The sequence below is a fragment of the Nocardia sp. NBC_01009 genome, from assembly GCF_045208035.1.
In the GTDB taxonomy this organism is placed as follows: domain Bacteria; phylum Actinomycetota; class Actinomycetes; order Mycobacteriales; family Mycobacteriaceae; genus Nocardia.
In genome coordinates, this window is sequence record NZ_CP108695.1 from 997,103 (window position 1) to 1,011,252 (window position 14,150).

13 protein-coding genes are annotated in these 14,150 nt (G+C 65.1%); 8 read left to right on the forward strand and 5 right to left on the reverse strand.

Translation table 11 applies throughout. The features are described from left to right. Positions 1–33 precede the first annotated feature (33 nt). The 6 genes from OHA42_RS04560 to OHA42_RS04585 all read left to right on the forward strand — a co-directional run bounded on the left by OHA42_RS04560 (position 34) and on the right by OHA42_RS04585 (position 7,193). A complete protein-coding gene (locus OHA42_RS04560) occupies positions 34–1,419 on the forward strand; it encodes a cytochrome P450 (RefSeq protein ID WP_406234815.1) in 1,386 nt (461 codons plus the stop codon). A gap of 366 nt (positions 1,420–1,785) precedes the next feature. Continuing rightward, on the forward strand, positions 1,786–2,703 hold the full coding sequence (locus OHA42_RS04565) for an Ig-like domain-containing protein (RefSeq protein WP_406234817.1): 918 nt from the start codon (positions 1,786–1,788) through the stop codon (positions 2,701–2,703). Between the two features lie 180 nt (positions 2,704–2,883). Then, complete coding sequence (locus OHA42_RS04570; protein WP_406234819.1) at positions 2,884–3,813, forward strand: carbohydrate ABC transporter permease; 930 nt, start codon at positions 2,884–2,886, stop codon at positions 3,811–3,813. Positions 3,814–3,884: 71 nt separating this feature from the next. Continuing rightward, the gene (locus tag OHA42_RS04575; RefSeq protein ID WP_328412548.1) at positions 3,885–4,676 is read left to right on the forward strand and encodes a carbohydrate ABC transporter permease; all 792 of its coding nucleotides are present in this window, start codon (positions 3,885–3,887) and stop codon (positions 4,674–4,676) included. 19 nt (positions 4,677–4,695) lie between these two features. Beyond that, on the forward strand, positions 4,696–6,024 hold the full coding sequence (locus OHA42_RS04580) for an ABC transporter substrate-binding protein (protein WP_406234821.1): 1,329 nt from the start codon (positions 4,696–4,698) through the stop codon (positions 6,022–6,024). A gap of 92 nt (positions 6,025–6,116) precedes the next feature. Continuing rightward, on the forward strand, positions 6,117–7,193 hold the full coding sequence (locus OHA42_RS04585) for an ABC transporter ATP-binding protein (RefSeq protein ID WP_406234823.1): 1,077 nt from the start codon (positions 6,117–6,119) through the stop codon (positions 7,191–7,193). Between the two features lie 66 nt (positions 7,194–7,259). Here the strand turns inward: OHA42_RS04585 and OHA42_RS04590 are convergent, their stop codons facing one another. The 3 genes from OHA42_RS04590 to OHA42_RS04600 all read right to left on the reverse strand — a co-directional run bounded on the left by OHA42_RS04590 (position 7,260) and on the right by OHA42_RS04600 (position 10,591). Then, positions 7,260–9,287 (reverse strand): M13 family metallopeptidase, encoded by a 2,028-nt coding sequence (locus OHA42_RS04590; RefSeq protein ID WP_406239086.1) that lies wholly within the window; start codon positions 9,285–9,287, stop codon positions 7,260–7,262. Positions 9,288–9,351: 64 nt separating this feature from the next. Continuing rightward, positions 9,352–9,729: a DUF397 domain-containing protein gene (locus tag OHA42_RS04595; RefSeq protein WP_406234825.1), complete on the reverse strand. Its 378-nt coding sequence runs from the start codon at positions 9,727–9,729 to the stop codon at positions 9,352–9,354. 10 nt (positions 9,730–9,739) lie between these two features. Next, positions 9,740–10,591: a Scr1 family TA system antitoxin-like transcriptional regulator gene (locus OHA42_RS04600; RefSeq protein ID WP_406234827.1), complete on the reverse strand. Its 852-nt coding sequence runs from the start codon at positions 10,589–10,591 to the stop codon at positions 9,740–9,742. A gap of 147 nt (positions 10,592–10,738) precedes the next feature. Between OHA42_RS04600 and OHA42_RS04605 the strand changes: the two genes are divergently transcribed. After that, the gene (locus OHA42_RS04605) at positions 10,739–11,254 is read left to right on the forward strand and encodes a hypothetical protein (RefSeq protein WP_406234829.1); all 516 of its coding nucleotides are present in this window, start codon (positions 10,739–10,741) and stop codon (positions 11,252–11,254) included. On the opposite strand, the gene OHA42_RS04610 is transcribed toward OHA42_RS04605, so the two are convergent. Both OHA42_RS04610 and OHA42_RS04615 read right to left on the reverse strand, forming a co-directional pair. Next, complete coding sequence (locus OHA42_RS04610) at positions 11,248–11,775, reverse strand: DUF4190 domain-containing protein (protein ID WP_406234830.1); 528 nt, start codon at positions 11,773–11,775, stop codon at positions 11,248–11,250. The two genes, OHA42_RS04605 and OHA42_RS04610, sit on opposite strands and share 7 nt — an antisense overlap. A gap of 400 nt (positions 11,776–12,175) precedes the next feature. After that, positions 12,176–12,967 (reverse strand): pirin family protein, encoded by a 792-nt coding sequence (locus tag OHA42_RS04615; RefSeq protein ID WP_406239088.1) that lies wholly within the window; start codon positions 12,965–12,967, stop codon positions 12,176–12,178. A gap of 259 nt (positions 12,968–13,226) precedes the next feature. Here OHA42_RS04615 and OHA42_RS04620 point away from each other — a divergent pair, with 259 nt between their 5' ends. Next, positions 13,227–13,688, forward strand: coding sequence for an NUDIX hydrolase (locus OHA42_RS04620; RefSeq protein ID WP_406234832.1), 462 nt, complete (start codon positions 13,227–13,229; stop codon positions 13,686–13,688). Positions 13,689–14,150: the final 462 nt, after the last annotated feature.

The following is a 14,150-nucleotide window of genomic DNA, read 5'->3' on the forward strand; positions in this document are numbered from 1 at the left end:
AACCGCGAAGCCGATGAGTTCGTACCTATAGGTATGAACGTCGGTCCGTCGCATGGTGAGGACGAACCAGCACCGGATGTCCCACGGGCACCGAGGCTGGTGGTCGCACACGCACTTGCGGCGGGCATCGATTTCGAGCGGTACTTCCGCTGGCGCCGCGCGCACGAGGGAGATCCGTTCTTCGTGCGCTTTCCCGGCCTCGGTTCGGTCCTGTTCACCGGAACGCCCGAGGGCGCCCGCGAGATGTTTCGCGCACCGCCCGACCTGCTCGAACCGCCGCGGCCCAATCCGATCGAACCGCTGGTCGGCAGCGCGTCGCTCATCCTCGTCGCGGGCGAGCGGCACCGGCAGGACCGGACCTTGCTCGCGCCCGCCTTCCACAGCGCCCGCATCCGTGCCTACAGTGAGCTCATCCGCGATTCGGCGCTGGCCGAAATATCCGGTGACACAGCAGGATCCGGCCCGGCCTGGCGGCCGGGCACGCGCATCGACTCACGGGCGGCCGCGCGGGCCATCACGCTGCGGGTCATCCTGGAGGCCGTCTTCGGAGTGGACAGCCACGAGCAGCGGGCCGCGTACACCAGCGCGGTCGCCGAATTCCTCGCCGCGTTTTCCGGGCCGCTGATGCTGCTGCCGGTGCTGCGCCACGGACTGTTCGGACAGGCGCCGTGGGATCGGTTCGTCGCGGCGCGCGACCGGCTCGACGCACTGATCCTGGCCGATATCGCCAGGCGCAAGAACGAGGCGAGCCGATCGGCCGACATCCTCGGAATGCTGCTGACAACGTGCTATGACGACGGCACCGCGATCTCCGACGCCGATCTATGTGACCAGCTGCGCACCCTGCTGGTCGCGGGGCACGAGACCACCGCGACCACGCTGGTGTGGGCACTGTTCCATCTGCATCGGCAACCAGCGGCCTTGGGACGGCTGCGCGCGGAAATACAGGCCGCAGGCCCCGAGGCAACACCACTGGAGCTGGCGGGTCTGCCCTATCTCGACGCCGTGTGCCAGGAAACGCTGCGTCTGCATCCCACGGTGCCGATCGTGCTGCGCCGGGTCACTGCGCCGTTCTCGCTGCTCGGAGTCCCACTGGCGGCCGGCGACACCATGGGCATCGCGGTGCCGCTGCTGCATTCCGAGCCCCGGGTGTGGGCGGAGCCCGAGCAGTTCCGGCCCGAGCGATTCCTCGAGCGCCGGTACGGGCCGTTCGAGTTCGCACCGTTCGGCGGCGGCCACCGGCGCTGCATCGGCGCATCGTTGGCCGACTACGAACTTCGGATCGTGCTGGCGACAATCCTCGGCCGGGTTCGGCTGCGACTGGCGCCGCGCTATGCGCGTGGACGGGCGCCGCTGTCGGTGCCACACAACATCGCGACCGGTCCTCGGCGGTCGATCCCCTTCGAGGTTGTGGCGTGATTTACATCACGAACCCGTTTGGTGTCAGCTACAACCGTCCACACGGTCGGCTCCACATCCGCATCGAGACTCGCCGCTGTGACCGGCGACTTTCGCGAAAGTTGGTGATCGCCAACAACATCTGTGTCGCACGCCACATTGAACACTTTGACCGAATCAAAGTGAAAAGCGGGTGGCCCCGAGCCGCGCCCGACGGTAGGAATGGACGTCAGGGGCGGGTGCGTCAAATGCCCGCGGGGCCGCGTCATGGGCTCCGCGCTTCATCCGCGGGGCCATGTCACTGGTTCCGCAACACATTCGTGGGGTGCCTCCAGAGGCTCCGCGCCTATGAAAGATCTCGCTCGCTACCGGCGGATGAGAAATGGAATGGACGAGAAACCTATGCATGTCGCTTTGCACACCAGGTCGTTGCCATCTGCACACCGGGGAGCGCAGCTAGCCCGCCGGATCCGGCAGGGCGTCCTGTTGTCCGCGGCGATCGCGACGGTCGGCGCCGCGCTGGTCGCGCCCGCCCAGGCCGCGCCGCTGCCCGGAGGCTCCGGCTCCTCCTCCCCCGCAGCCACCGATCAGACGCCGAAGGCGAACTTCGCACCGCCGTCGATCAACATCGCCGACGGCGAGACCGTCGGCGTCGCGCAGCCGATCATCATCAACTTCACCGACCCGGTCACCGATCACGCCACCGCCGAGAAGGCCATCAAGGTCACCTCGTCGACTCCGGCGCCCGGCCACTTCCGCTGGGTCAACGACAAGCAGGTGCGCTGGCGGCCGAACGACTTCTGGCCGGCCAACACCGACGTGACCGTGCAGGCGGGCGACACCCGCAGCGCCTTCCGCATCGGCGACGCGTTGGTCAGCACCGCCGACGACACCACGCACACCATCACGATCACCCTCAACGGTGAGGTCGTGCAGGAAATGCCGACCTCGATGGGCAAGACCAAGCACGAGACCCCGAACGGCACGTACTACGTCGGCGAGCAGCTGCGCAAGATGACGATGGATTCGTCCACCTACGGCGTCCCGATCACCGATCCCGAGGGCTACAAGCTCGAGGTCGAGTACGCCACGCGGATCTCCAACAGCGGCATCTTCGTGCACGCCGCACCGTGGTCGGTTTCGCAGCAGGGTGTTTCGAACGCCAGCCACGGCTGCCTGAACGTGAGCACCGAGAACGCCAAGTGGTTCCTGGAGAACACCAAGAAGGGCGACCCGGTCATCGTGCAGAACACCAACGGCGGCACCCTGAGCGCAAGTGACGGCTTCGGCGACTGGAACGTGTAGAGCTAGCGACACGGCATGGGCCCAGCAACTGGGTGACCGAGAGCCGAACACTACGATCAATTCGGGCAAAGTCCGATCGTAGTGTTCGGCTTTTGTTTCACTTGGTCGGTGGTTGGAAAGTTCAGCGGGTTGACAGGTGATGTTAACCGGTCGTTTGCTATCTTCCGTAGAGTGCGCGCTGTGCGAACCAGCCCCGAGCGTGTGCTCCCGCAACTCCGAGGTCGCGGAGGACGGGGGCGGCCGTGGCAGGACTACGCGCTGTTCTTCGTGTTGCTGGTACCGAATCTCGCGTTGCTGTCGCTGTTCGTCTATCGACCACTGCTGGACAACATCCGGCTGTCGTTTACCGACTGGAACATCTCCGACCCCTTCGTGACCTACATCGGGTTGGACAACTACCGCGAGTGGTGGGGCCGGTCGGATTCCTGGCAGATCGTCACCAACACAGTGGTTTTCACCCTGGCCGCCGTTGTCGGAAGCATGGTTATCGGCCTGGCGCTGGCGCTGCTACTCGACCGTAAACTCTTCGGCCGCAACGTGGTCCGCTCGGCCATCTTCGCGCCGTTCGTCATCTCCGGCGCCGCCATCGGCGTGGCGTTCCAGTTCATCTTCGATCCCAGCTTCGGCCTGGTCCAGGATGTGCTGCACCGCATAGGCGTGGACAAGGTGCCGGATTTCTACCAGGACCCGCACTGGGCGATGTTCATGGTGACGGTGACCTATATCTGGAAGAACCTCGGCTACACCTTCGTCATCTATCTGGCCGCACTACAGGGCACTCGGGCCGATCTGATGGAGGCGGCCGAGATGGACGGCGCGCGCCGGTGGACCACCTTCACCAAGGTGCTGCTGCCGCAGCTGCGGCCGACCACGTTCTTCCTGTCCATCACGGTGCTGCTGAACTCGCTGCAGGTCTTCGACATCATCAACGTGATGACACGGGGCGGACCGCTCGGCACCGGAACCACGACGATGGTCTACCAGGTCTACGAGGAGTCCTTCCGGAACTTCCGCGCCGGATACGGCGCGACCGTAGCCACCATCATGTTCCTGGTGTTGCTGACCATCACGCTGATCCAGGTGCGGATCATGGATCGAGGCGAGCAGTGAAACACGTCGGACCGACCACGTCTTCGTACCAGGCGCGGCAACGGCTGGTACGGCTGCTCGGCTACGCCGCCATGCTGTGCGTGCTGATCATCGTCGGCGTGCCGCTGTTCTGGATCATCATCACCTCGTTCAAGGCGCGCCCGGACATCTACACCCAACCCGCCGTGTACTGGCCGCACAGCTGGCATCCGGAGAACTACGAGGAAGCCACCACCGCGCTGCCGTTCTGGACGTTCCTGCGCAACTCGCTGATCGTCACCGGCGTGATCGCCGCGGTCAAATTCGTGCTCGGCATCCTCAGCGCCTATGGGCTGGTGTTCCTGCGCTTCCCCGGCAAAAACGTGGTGTTCCTCGTCATCATCGCCGCGCTGATGGTGCCCAACCAGATCACCGTGATCTCCAACTACGCATTGATCGCCCAGCTGGGCTGGCGAAACACCTTCCAGGGCATCATCGTTCCGCTCTGCGGCGTCGCCTTCGGGACGTTCCTGATGCGCAACCACTTCCTCTCGCTGCCCGTGGAGGTGATCGAGGCGGCCAGGATGGACGGCGCCAATTGGTGGCGACTACTCACCAGGGTGGTGCTGCCGATGTCCGGGCCGACCATGGTTGCCTTCGCCGTTGTCACGCTGGTCAACGAGTGGAACGAATACCTTTGGCCGTTCTTGATGGCCGACGACACCACCGTCGCCACCCTGCCTGTCGGCCTCACCCTGCTGCAGAACACCGAGAATCCGAGCGTCACCAACTGGGGACCGGTGATGGCGGGCACGCTGCTCACCATGCTGCCGATTCTGCTGGTGTTCCTGCTGCTACAGCGCCACATGATCAAGGGCCTCACCTCGGGTGCGGTCAAGGGTTAACCGATACAGGAGAAACCACGTGTCCACTTCACAATTCCCCGCACTGTCGCGGCGCGGATTCATCGGTCTGGCCGGCGCGGTCGCCGCGGGCGCGGCGCTCACCGCCTGTGCGGGCAGCGGCGGTGGCGGCAAGCAGTCCGGCGATGACAAGACTATTACCTTCTGGTCGAACCACCCTGGCAGCTCGAAGGAACTCGAGACCGAGCTGATCAACCGATTCCAGGCCCAACACCCGGACCTGAAGGTCAACCTGGTCGATGCAGGCAAGAACTACGAGGAGGTGTCGCAGAAGTTCAATGCGGCGCTCTCCGGCGGCGCCCTGCCGGATGTCGTTGTGCTGTCGGATGTCTGGTGGTTCAACTACGCCCTCAACGGCACCATCGAACCGCTGGACGCGCACTTCGGCGACGCAGGTGTCAAGCTGGACGACTACGTCGACTCGCTGGTCGCCGACTACGTGTTCAATGGCAAGCACTACGCGCTGCCCTACGCCCGCTCGACACCGCTGTTCTATTACAACAAGGACGTGTGGTCGAAGGCCGGCCTCCCGGACCGGGGACCGCAGAGCTGGCAAGAATTCGACGAGTGGGGCCCCAAGCTGCAGCAGGTCGTCGGCGAAGGCAAGCTCGCGCACGGCTGGGGCGACGCGAAGAACTACCTGGCCTGGACCTTCCAGGGCCCGAACTGGACCTTCGGCGGCGCCTATTCCGATCAGTGGACGCTGAAGTTCACCGACCCCAAAACCATTGCGGCGGGCCAGTTCCTGCGCGACATGATCCACACCAAGAAGTACGCGGGCATCAAGCCGCAGATCGCGGTCGACTTCGGCACCGGCGTGATCGCCTCCACCATCGCCTCCACCGGCGACCTGAAGGGGATCAAGAAGAATGCCGAGGGCAAGCTCGAATTCGGCACCGCGTTCCTGCCGCACCCGAACGGCCCCGGCGTCACCACCGGTGGTGCGGGTCTTGCCATTCCGGCGCGCATTCCCGATCAGCGGAAGGTGAACGCGCTCAAATTCATCGAGTTCATCACCAATGCCGCGAACACAGCGTACTTCTCGCAGGGCACCGGATACATGCCGGTGCGCAAGTCGGCCGTCGCCGATCCGAGCGAGGTGGATTTCCTGGCGAAGAACCCGAATGCGAAGGTCGCCATCGAGCAGCTGCCGCTGACCAAGTCGCAGGACTACGCGCGCGTGTTCGTGCCGGGCGGCGACCAGATCATCGGCACCGGGCTCGAGCAGATCGGTCTGCAGAACGCGGACCCGGCAACGGCTTTCGCCAATGTATCCAGCCAGCTGCAGACGATCATCGACCGCCAGATCACACCGAAGCTGCCCAAGTAATTTCGCCAACCACCCATCGGACAACGCGCGAGCATCCGGCCGGGCAACAACCTGCGTGACCGCGCAGGCCATCTCACAAGGAGATCGACAGCATGGCAACAGTGCACTTCGACGGGGTGACGCATCTGTATCCCGGTGCGCCGACGCCTGCTGTCGATAGCCTCGACATCGATATCGCCGACGGGGAATTCATCGTCCTCGTCGGCCCGTCGGGCTGCGGCAAGTCGACCAGCCTGCGCATGCTCGCCGGACTGGAGTCGGTCGAGGCGGGCCGAATCCTGATAGGCGGCAAGGACGTCACCGGACTGCCGCCGCGGGCGCGGGATGTGGCGATGGTGTTCCAGAGCTATGCGCTCTACCCGAATATGACCGTCGCGCAGAACATGGGCTTCGCCCTGCGCAATGCGGGAATGAGCAGGGCCGACACCATGATTCGCGTGCAGGAAGCAGCCAAGATGCTGGAGCTGGAAGCGCTGCTCGACCGCAAGCCCGCGAAACTCTCCGGCGGCCAGCGCCAGCGAGTCGCCATGGGCCGCGCCATCGTTCGGCGTCCACAGGTGTTCTGCATGGACGAGCCGCTGTCCAATCTGGACGCGAAGCTACGGGTCAGCACCCGATCTCAGATCGCCGCCCTGCAGAAGCGGCTCGGCACCACCACGGTGTACGTCACCCACGATCAGGTCGAGGCGATGACCATGGGTGACCGGGTCGCGGTGCTGCGCGACGGCAAGCTGCAGCAAATCGCTGCGCCGCGCGAACTCTACGACAATCCGGTGAACACCTTCGTCGCCGGTTTCATCGGCTCGCCGGGCATGAATTTGCTCGACGCACCGGTGCGCGAGAACGCCGCGGTGCTCGGCGACCTGCGAATTCCCTTGCCGCACAGTGTGCAGACCGATCGCGTTGTCGTCGGCGTACGCCCGGAATCCTGGGAAGTCACCACCGAACCCGACAGCCTCGCCGTCGCCGCCGAACTCCTCGAGGAACTCGGCGCCGAGTCCTTCATCTACAGCCACGGCATCACCGAGGAGTGGAACAGCCACTCCGGCAAGGTGGTTGCCCGCGTGGACCGGCGCTTCCAGGTCGCCCTCGGCGATCAGCTGCGACTACGGCCCAAACTCGACGAGATCTTCTTCTTCGACGGCGCCACCGAGCTGCGCCTGCGCTGACATCGGACCATCGGGAGCACCCCTGCATCCCGGCCTGACCCGGGATGCAGGGGCTCGGTCGAGCAGTTACCAGATCCGGACGCGCTCGGCCGGGTCCAGATACAGGCTGTCACCCGGCTTGACATCGAACGCGTCGTGGAAGCTGTCGATATTGCGAACCACGGCGTTGCAGCGGAATTCGGGCGGGGAGTGCGGGTCGACGGCGAGACGGCGGATCGCTTCCTCGGTGCGGGCCTTGGTGCGCCACACCTGGGCCCAGCCGAAGAAGACACGCTGCAGGCCGGTGAGACCATCGAGCTGCGGGGCCTCGGCACCCGCCAGCGAAATCTTGTAGGCCGCGAGTGCGATCGACAGACCACCGAGATCGCCGATGTTCTCGCCGATGGTGAACTCGCCGTTCACGGTGTGCTCGTCGGGCAGGTCCTTCGGCGAGAGCACGCTGTACTGATCGATCAATGCCTTGGTGCGCTTGCCGAATTCGGTGCGGTCGTCGTCGGTCCACCAGTCGATCATGTTGCCGTCGCCGTCGTACTTGGCGCCCTGGTCGTCGAATCCATGCCCGATCTCGTGACCGATCACCGCGCCGATACCGCCGTAGTTGGCGGCGTCGTCGGCATGCATGTCGAAGAACGGCGGCTGCAGAATGGCTGCGGGGAAGACGATCTCGTTCATGCCGGGGTTGTAGTAGGCGTTCACCATCTGTGGGGTCATGAACCACTCATCGCGGTCGACGGGGCCGCCGAGCTTGTTCAGGTCGCGGTCGTGCTCGGCGGCGTAGCCGCGCCGGTAGTTGCCGACCAGATCGGCGGGATCGATGACGATGCCGGAGTAGTCGCGCCACTTGTTCGGGTAGCCGATCTTCGGAGTGAACTTCTCCAGCTTGGCCAGCGCGGCCGCCCTGGTGTCGGGGCCCATCCAATCCAGTTCGGCGATATTGCGCCGGTAGGCCTCCTGCAGGTTGGCAACCAACTCCACCATCCGCGCCTTGGCCTCGGGCGGAAAATGCTCGGCCACATACAGTTTGCCGACCGCCTCGCCGAGCAGATCCTGCACCAGCGAGACGCCGCGCTTCCAGCGTTCCCGGTTCTCCTGCGCGCCGGTCAGAGTACGCCCGAAAAAGTCGAAGCTCTCCTCGACCACCGCGTCGGTGAGATACGCTGCGCGCGAGCGGATCACCCGCCATGCGGCCCAGGCCTGCCAGTCGGCCGTCGACTCCGCGGCCCAGGTCTGCGCGAAGGTCCGCACATAATCCGGCTGCCGCACAATCACTTCCGCGAAAAGCTCGGGGCCGGTTGCCGTGACGTCTTCGGCCAGGGCCGAAGTCCATGCGGTCCAATCGAATTCAGGATTCTGGGTGGTCAGCTCGTCGAAGGTGGTCAGGTTGTAGCCGAGTTCGGCGTCGCGGCGACGCACCACGTCCCAGTGCCCGGCCGCGAGCTTGCGCTCCAGCTCGAACACCTGCTGCCCGACGGTGTCCAGATCGTCCGGCAATAGGCCCGCGAGCTGTGGATCGGCGGCGGCCAGCGCGAACATGCGGCCGATATGCGCGATGTACTTGGTGCGGATCTCGGCGAATTCGTCCTGCCGGTAGTAGGACTCGTCGGGCAGGCCGATCCCGGACTGGGAGGCATGCACCAGATACCGGTTGGAGTCCTTGTCGTCGGTGTCGACGTAGAAGCCGAGCGCGCCACCGACACCGGTGCGCTGCAGTCGGCCGAGCAGCGCGGCGAAGGCGCTCCGGTCGGCGACCTCCTTGATCGCCGCGAGCTCGATGACGATCGGCGCGAGCCCGACGGCCGTCACAGCCTCGGTGTCCATGAAGCTCGAGTACAGGTCGCCGATCTTGCGGGCATCGCTGCCCGGCTCGGATTCGGATGCCGCCGCGTTCTGGATGATCGTCTGCACGTCGAGTTCGGCCTGGTCGTACAACGTTCGGAAGGCGCCGTCGACCGCACGATCCGCCGGTATCTCGTGTGTGTCGAGCCAGGCGCCATTGACGTGCGCGAACAGGTCGTCTTGCACCCGCACGGCCGCGTCGAGGTAGGACAGGTCGATACCGGAAGGGCTGGTCAGCTCGGAAGTCACGATCTCCAGTATGCCGATCGCAGCGACCGGGTGCCGGAGGGTTGCCCCGGCCGCGGTGCGGCCGGGGGAGTGATCATGCGGGCAGAATGATGCGGTTGAATTCGCCGTCGTGAACGCCGGCGAGGAAGGCGTCCCACTCTTCGGGGGTGTAAGTGAGGGTGGTTTCGCCGCGGCGGAGCATGGTGTGCCCGTCGGCGGAGGTGCTCGCGGTTAGATCGCTGTGTGTGCGCCCGCGGACAATGGTGTCTAGGAACGAGGTCCACTCGTCGGCAGTAACGGTGATGATGGGCTCTTCAGCGGGGCGGTTGGCCGGGTTGCGGCGGTATTTGCTGTCTCGGATGAGGACCGCATCACCATCGAACCGGACCTCGACGCATTGGTTGCCGTTGTTCGATCGAGTCGATGTGAACCAGCCGGTAGAAACCGACCGGGCGGTAGCGGTGGTGGCCATGGGCAGAATTTTACACTCCGGCATACCGGCTGATCAGGGCCAATGACTCGTCACGGTTCAACGATTGCTCCAGTGCGCGCACGTACGCGAAGCTCAGATCGCGCACCTGTTCGGGGTCGTCGACGGCGCCGCCGAACACCGCGCTCTCCGCCCAGCCGAAGGTGGGCAGTTGCTCGCCCGCGAAGTCGATCAGATGGAAACTCGAGCCGCCGAGCACCGCGCCCGCGGTGGCGGAGAACGGGATGACGCGCACCTCGATGCTGTCGAGCTCCTCGATCAGCGCGGCCAAGTGCTCCAGCTGTCCGTAGAGCACCTTCGGTCCGCCGGTCTGCTGTAGGAGGGTGCCCTCGCCGATCACGGCGGTCAACTCGATGCGGTTTTTGCCGCGCAACCGCTCCTGGCGGCGCATCCTGATGGCGACCAACTGCTCGACCTGCACCGGCCTGATCATCACATCGGCGCTGATCAGGGCCCGGGCGTAGTCCTCGGTTTGCAAGAGCCCCGGTACGACGAGGCTGTCATAGCTTCGGATGCTCTGCGCGCCGGACTCCATGCCATAGAGCCGTTGCAACTCCGGGCCGATCAGCGCGGAAGACTTCGCCCACCAACCGCGCTGCTTGCTGGCCTCGAGCAGGGCGAGCAATTCCTCGCGCTCCTCGGCGTCGACCTCGAGCAGCTCCAGCACCGGGCCGATGGTGTTGGTGGTCAACACCCGTCTGCCCTTCTCGACATGCGACCAATTGGCCGGGGTGAAGCCGACACGTTTGGCGAAGGTGGCCGAATCGAAGCCCCGTTGTTCGCGCAATTCGCGCAGGCGAAGCACCAGTTCCCAGCGGGCAACGGTAGGCGAGACGGGTGCCATGACAGGCGATGCTACGCCGGTCGACTTACCGGCGTGTGACTATTGTCAAGCATGTTGTGCAGGTCTAGGGTCGATTTCAGCGGCCGTTCCACGAATCATTTCGATCCACTTCATTTCGATCAACTGAGCATCGAGGCGGGGTTCGTCATGAGCACAACAGATAGCCACGAAGTGATCGGACAGACCCGTGTGCATCCGATGTCGCCCGGACAGGATTTCGCGACCGTCCAAGAAGCCATCACGCGCTGCCGCAGCTACCGCAAGGACCACGGGCTCTATGGTGTCGTGGATCCCGGGCTCGGGCGCATCATGCTGGAAATCGGGGCGGTCGGGGCGGTGGTCATGCCCGCGGTGCTCGGCGAACACGTGCGCGACCACCTCGGCGCGCGCAACGGCCCGATCATCGCGCACCCGCGCTCGGGCCGCTGGACCTTCCTGACCGGACCCACCGACAATTCGTACCTGGACATGGCCCTGTTCTCCGACCTGTTCCGGGTCTGCGCCTCGGTCGCGCTGCCGGGCAGCAATATCGTGCTGCCCTCACCCGCGGACGAACACAGCGGTTACCGAACCTGGATCGCAGCGCCCGAGCGCGACTTCCGCCCCGAACTAGCCGAGGTCGTCGCCGCGACCCGGGCTTGCACGGCGCTGCGGCGTCAGTAGGTCGGGACCGGCGCAGGCGTAATGGTCACGCTGTACTTGGTCTCCAGTGTTCGGTTCCAGTCCCGCGTGCACTGGTCGATCTTGGCTTGATCATTGCCCGCCTTGTTCACGCAGTCGAGGAAGTCCTTGCCGCCGGAGTCGACGAAGAAGCTCCAGCCGACAATCGACAACAGGATCGCGGCGGCCAGCGACAGCACACCGAGGATCAGACCGGTGACGGCCATGCCGGTGCCACCCGCTGTGCCCGAACGCGTCTTCGCGAACGCGATCAGGCCGAAGATGATCGCGAAGGCGCCGAAGACGTAGCCGCCGACAAGAGTCCAACAGGTCAGGAAGGCGATGATGCCGAGCACAAGCGCGGTAATCGCCAGACCCTTGCCCTTGGGCGACTCTTGCCAGTAGTTCGGCTGCCCCTGCTGGTACGGACCCGGCGGCGGGTACTGACCGGGTGGCGGATATTGACCAGGCGGCGGATATTCGCCGGGCGGTGGATACTGACCAGGCGGTGGATGTTGCGACATGGACTTCCTCTCAGTCCCGCGGGGCGTGCACACGGCAGTCCCCTACTGATCGCGCTCCCTACTGAGGGATGTTAATGCCGCGAACGCCGTTCGGACGTTGAACACCGGCGAGGCCGCCGCCTCACTGGAACACCGCCCGACGAAGTCGGTCCTGAACCGCGCTTGGCCCGAGCGAAGGCGAGGCCACCGCCTCACCGGAACACCGCCCGACGAAGTCGGTCCTGAACCGCGCTTGGCCCGAGCGAAGGCGAGGCCACCGCCTCACCGGAACACCGCCCGACGAAGTCGGTCCTCAACCGCGCTTGGCCCGAGCGAAGGCGAGGCCACCGCCTCACCGGAACACCGCCCGACGAAGTCGGTCCTCAACCGCGCTTGGCCCGAGCGAAGGCGAGGCCACCGCTTACTGCGCGCCGAGGCGCGCATGCATCTCCCAGACCAGCACTTCCGAGGGCCTGCGCGCGATGACCCGCTGGCCACCGGACCTGGTCAGGCGCACGGCGTCGCCCTCATAAAGTGTCCCGACGCCTTCCATTTCGACCTCGCCGCGCGCGATGAACACATGCAGGTAGGGCGCGTCGGGTAGGTCGATCGTTTGCTCGGTGTCGTCCGGCTCCGATCCCGCCATTCTGGCCACATGCAGCGCGGAATGACTGCTCGCGATCGCAATGGCGGTCTTGTCGCGGTAGCGCGCCAGCCCGGAGGCCACCGTCACCAGACGGCCGGCGGCCAGTTCGTCGTCGATCTCGAGTTGCTGGTAGCCCGGCGTCAGCCCCGGCTCGTCCGGAACCACCCACATCTGCACGAAATGCACAGGCTCGTCGTGTTCGGCGCTGTTGCCGTCCAGCCGCCAGGAGTCGTTCTTCTCCGAGTGCAGAATGCCGGTGCCCGCACTCATCCGCTGCGCGAGACCGGGGTAGATGATGCCGCTGTGGCCGAGCGAATCCTGGTGCACCAGGCTGCCGTCGAGCACCCAGGTGACGATTTCCATGTCCCGATGCGGATGGGTATCGAACCCCTGACCGGGGGAAACAATGTCCTCGTTATTGACGAGTAGCAGGCCGTGATGGGTGTTGTCGGGGTCGTAGTGCTCACCGAAGGAGAACGAGTGCTTCGAATCGAGCCAGGACACGCGCGTTTTCATGCGGTCGCCGCCACGATGGACATCGATGTGTGGTGTCGTGAGTGTGGACATCATGGTCCTCCTCTCGGGACCGTGCACCGATCACCTTTCAGGGTAGGAGCACTTCAGTCGCGGTACTCCGAATTCCTAGTAAATTGTCCTGCACTCGGCATTTTACGCGAGCGACCAGCGGGTGAACGGCAGGCGAGCAGAACCGATCGGTAGGTCGCCTCGTTGGGCCGACCGGCTCGACACCGGAGCAGCGCATCCCACCGCCGGAGGTCGCCTTCATAACATGATGTGCCGCAACGGAACCGGAGGTGAGAACCAGATGCGACCCGAAGCGCTCGCCGACATCGAGCGGCAGCTGCGCGACGAGGCGCGCCGCGACGACATCTCCGATTTCGTCGTCGGCGTCGCCGTGTTCCGCGACCACAAACTCCTGCTGGTGCGCCGGGTCCCGGACGACTACCGCGGCGGCATGTACGAACTGCCCGGCGGCGGAGTCGAATCCGGGGAAACCTTCGCCGAATGCGTGGCGCGGGAGCTGTTCGAGGAGACCGGCCTGCGCGTACGCAGCATCACCGATTTCCTCGGCGGGTTCGACTACGCCACCCGAACCAAGGCCAGGGTCCGCAAATACAGCTTCGTGGCGGAGGTAGAACCCGGCGAGGTGGCCCTTGCCCCCGGCGAACACGACGCCTTCGCCTGGATCGACGCCACCGCCCTCCCCACCCTCCCGATGGCGCCCGACATGCGAAAAACAGTCAGCATGCTCGTCGACATCTCCTGACCGCACCCAACTGACGACTCTTACCCGCGTCCGTTCACAACCAACTCACACGACAAGTGCCTCCAACGTCACCCCGAGAGCACCACCCACAACCCTCCCGACGACACCCCTCGCGAGCGCAGCAAGATCCCCGACCGAGCCAGCCGCAGCACAACCGAAACAGCCGCAAGCTCGCCACCGACACGCCCCTCCGCACGATCACACCTTCCGCGCAGCGAGCCCCAGACTTTCGCAACCGGTCCCACCCACGACAGCTGCGGCACGCCACCAAAGTCGCAAGCTCAGCTACCAGCACACCCACTCGGCACAATGACACCTTCCGAGCAAAGCGAGACCCAGCACCAGCGTTCTCGGCCGTCCCATCCCGCACAACAGCCCAAGACTGTTCACCGAAGTCGCAAACTCGGTTACCGACGCACCCGCTCGGCACGATGAGGTCTTTCGAGCGCTGCGAGATCGAGC

Coding starts and splice junctions, on each gene's coding strand:
- OHA42_RS04610 (WP_406234830.1), bottom strand. CDS start 11,775: ATGTCGCAACATCCACCGCCTGGTCAGTATCCACCGCCCGGCGAATAT.
- OHA42_RS04595 (WP_406234825.1), bottom strand. CDS start 9,729: ATGGCCACCACCGCTACCGCCCGGTCGGTTTCTACCGGCTGGTTCACA.
- OHA42_RS04575 (WP_328412548.1), top strand. CDS start 3,885: ATGCTGTGCGTGCTGATCATCGTCGGCGTGCCGCTGTTCTGGATCATC.
- OHA42_RS04565 (WP_406234817.1), top strand. CDS start 1,786: ATGGACGAGAAACCTATGCATGTCGCTTTGCACACCAGGTCGTTGCCA.
- OHA42_RS04560 (WP_406234815.1), top strand. CDS start 34: ATGAACGTCGGTCCGTCGCATGGTGAGGACGAACCAGCACCGGATGTC.
- OHA42_RS04585 (WP_406234823.1), top strand. CDS start 6,117: ATGGCAACAGTGCACTTCGACGGGGTGACGCATCTGTATCCCGGTGCG.
- OHA42_RS04620 (WP_406234832.1), top strand. CDS start 13,227: ATGCGACCCGAAGCGCTCGCCGACATCGAGCGGCAGCTGCGCGACGAG.
- OHA42_RS04605 (WP_406234829.1), top strand. CDS start 10,739: ATGAGCACAACAGATAGCCACGAAGTGATCGGACAGACCCGTGTGCAT.
- OHA42_RS04615 (WP_406239088.1), bottom strand. CDS start 12,967: ATGTCCACACTCACGACACCACACATCGATGTCCATCGTGGCGGCGAC.
- OHA42_RS04600 (WP_406234827.1), bottom strand. CDS start 10,591: ATGGCACCCGTCTCGCCTACCGTTGCCCGCTGGGAACTGGTGCTTCGC.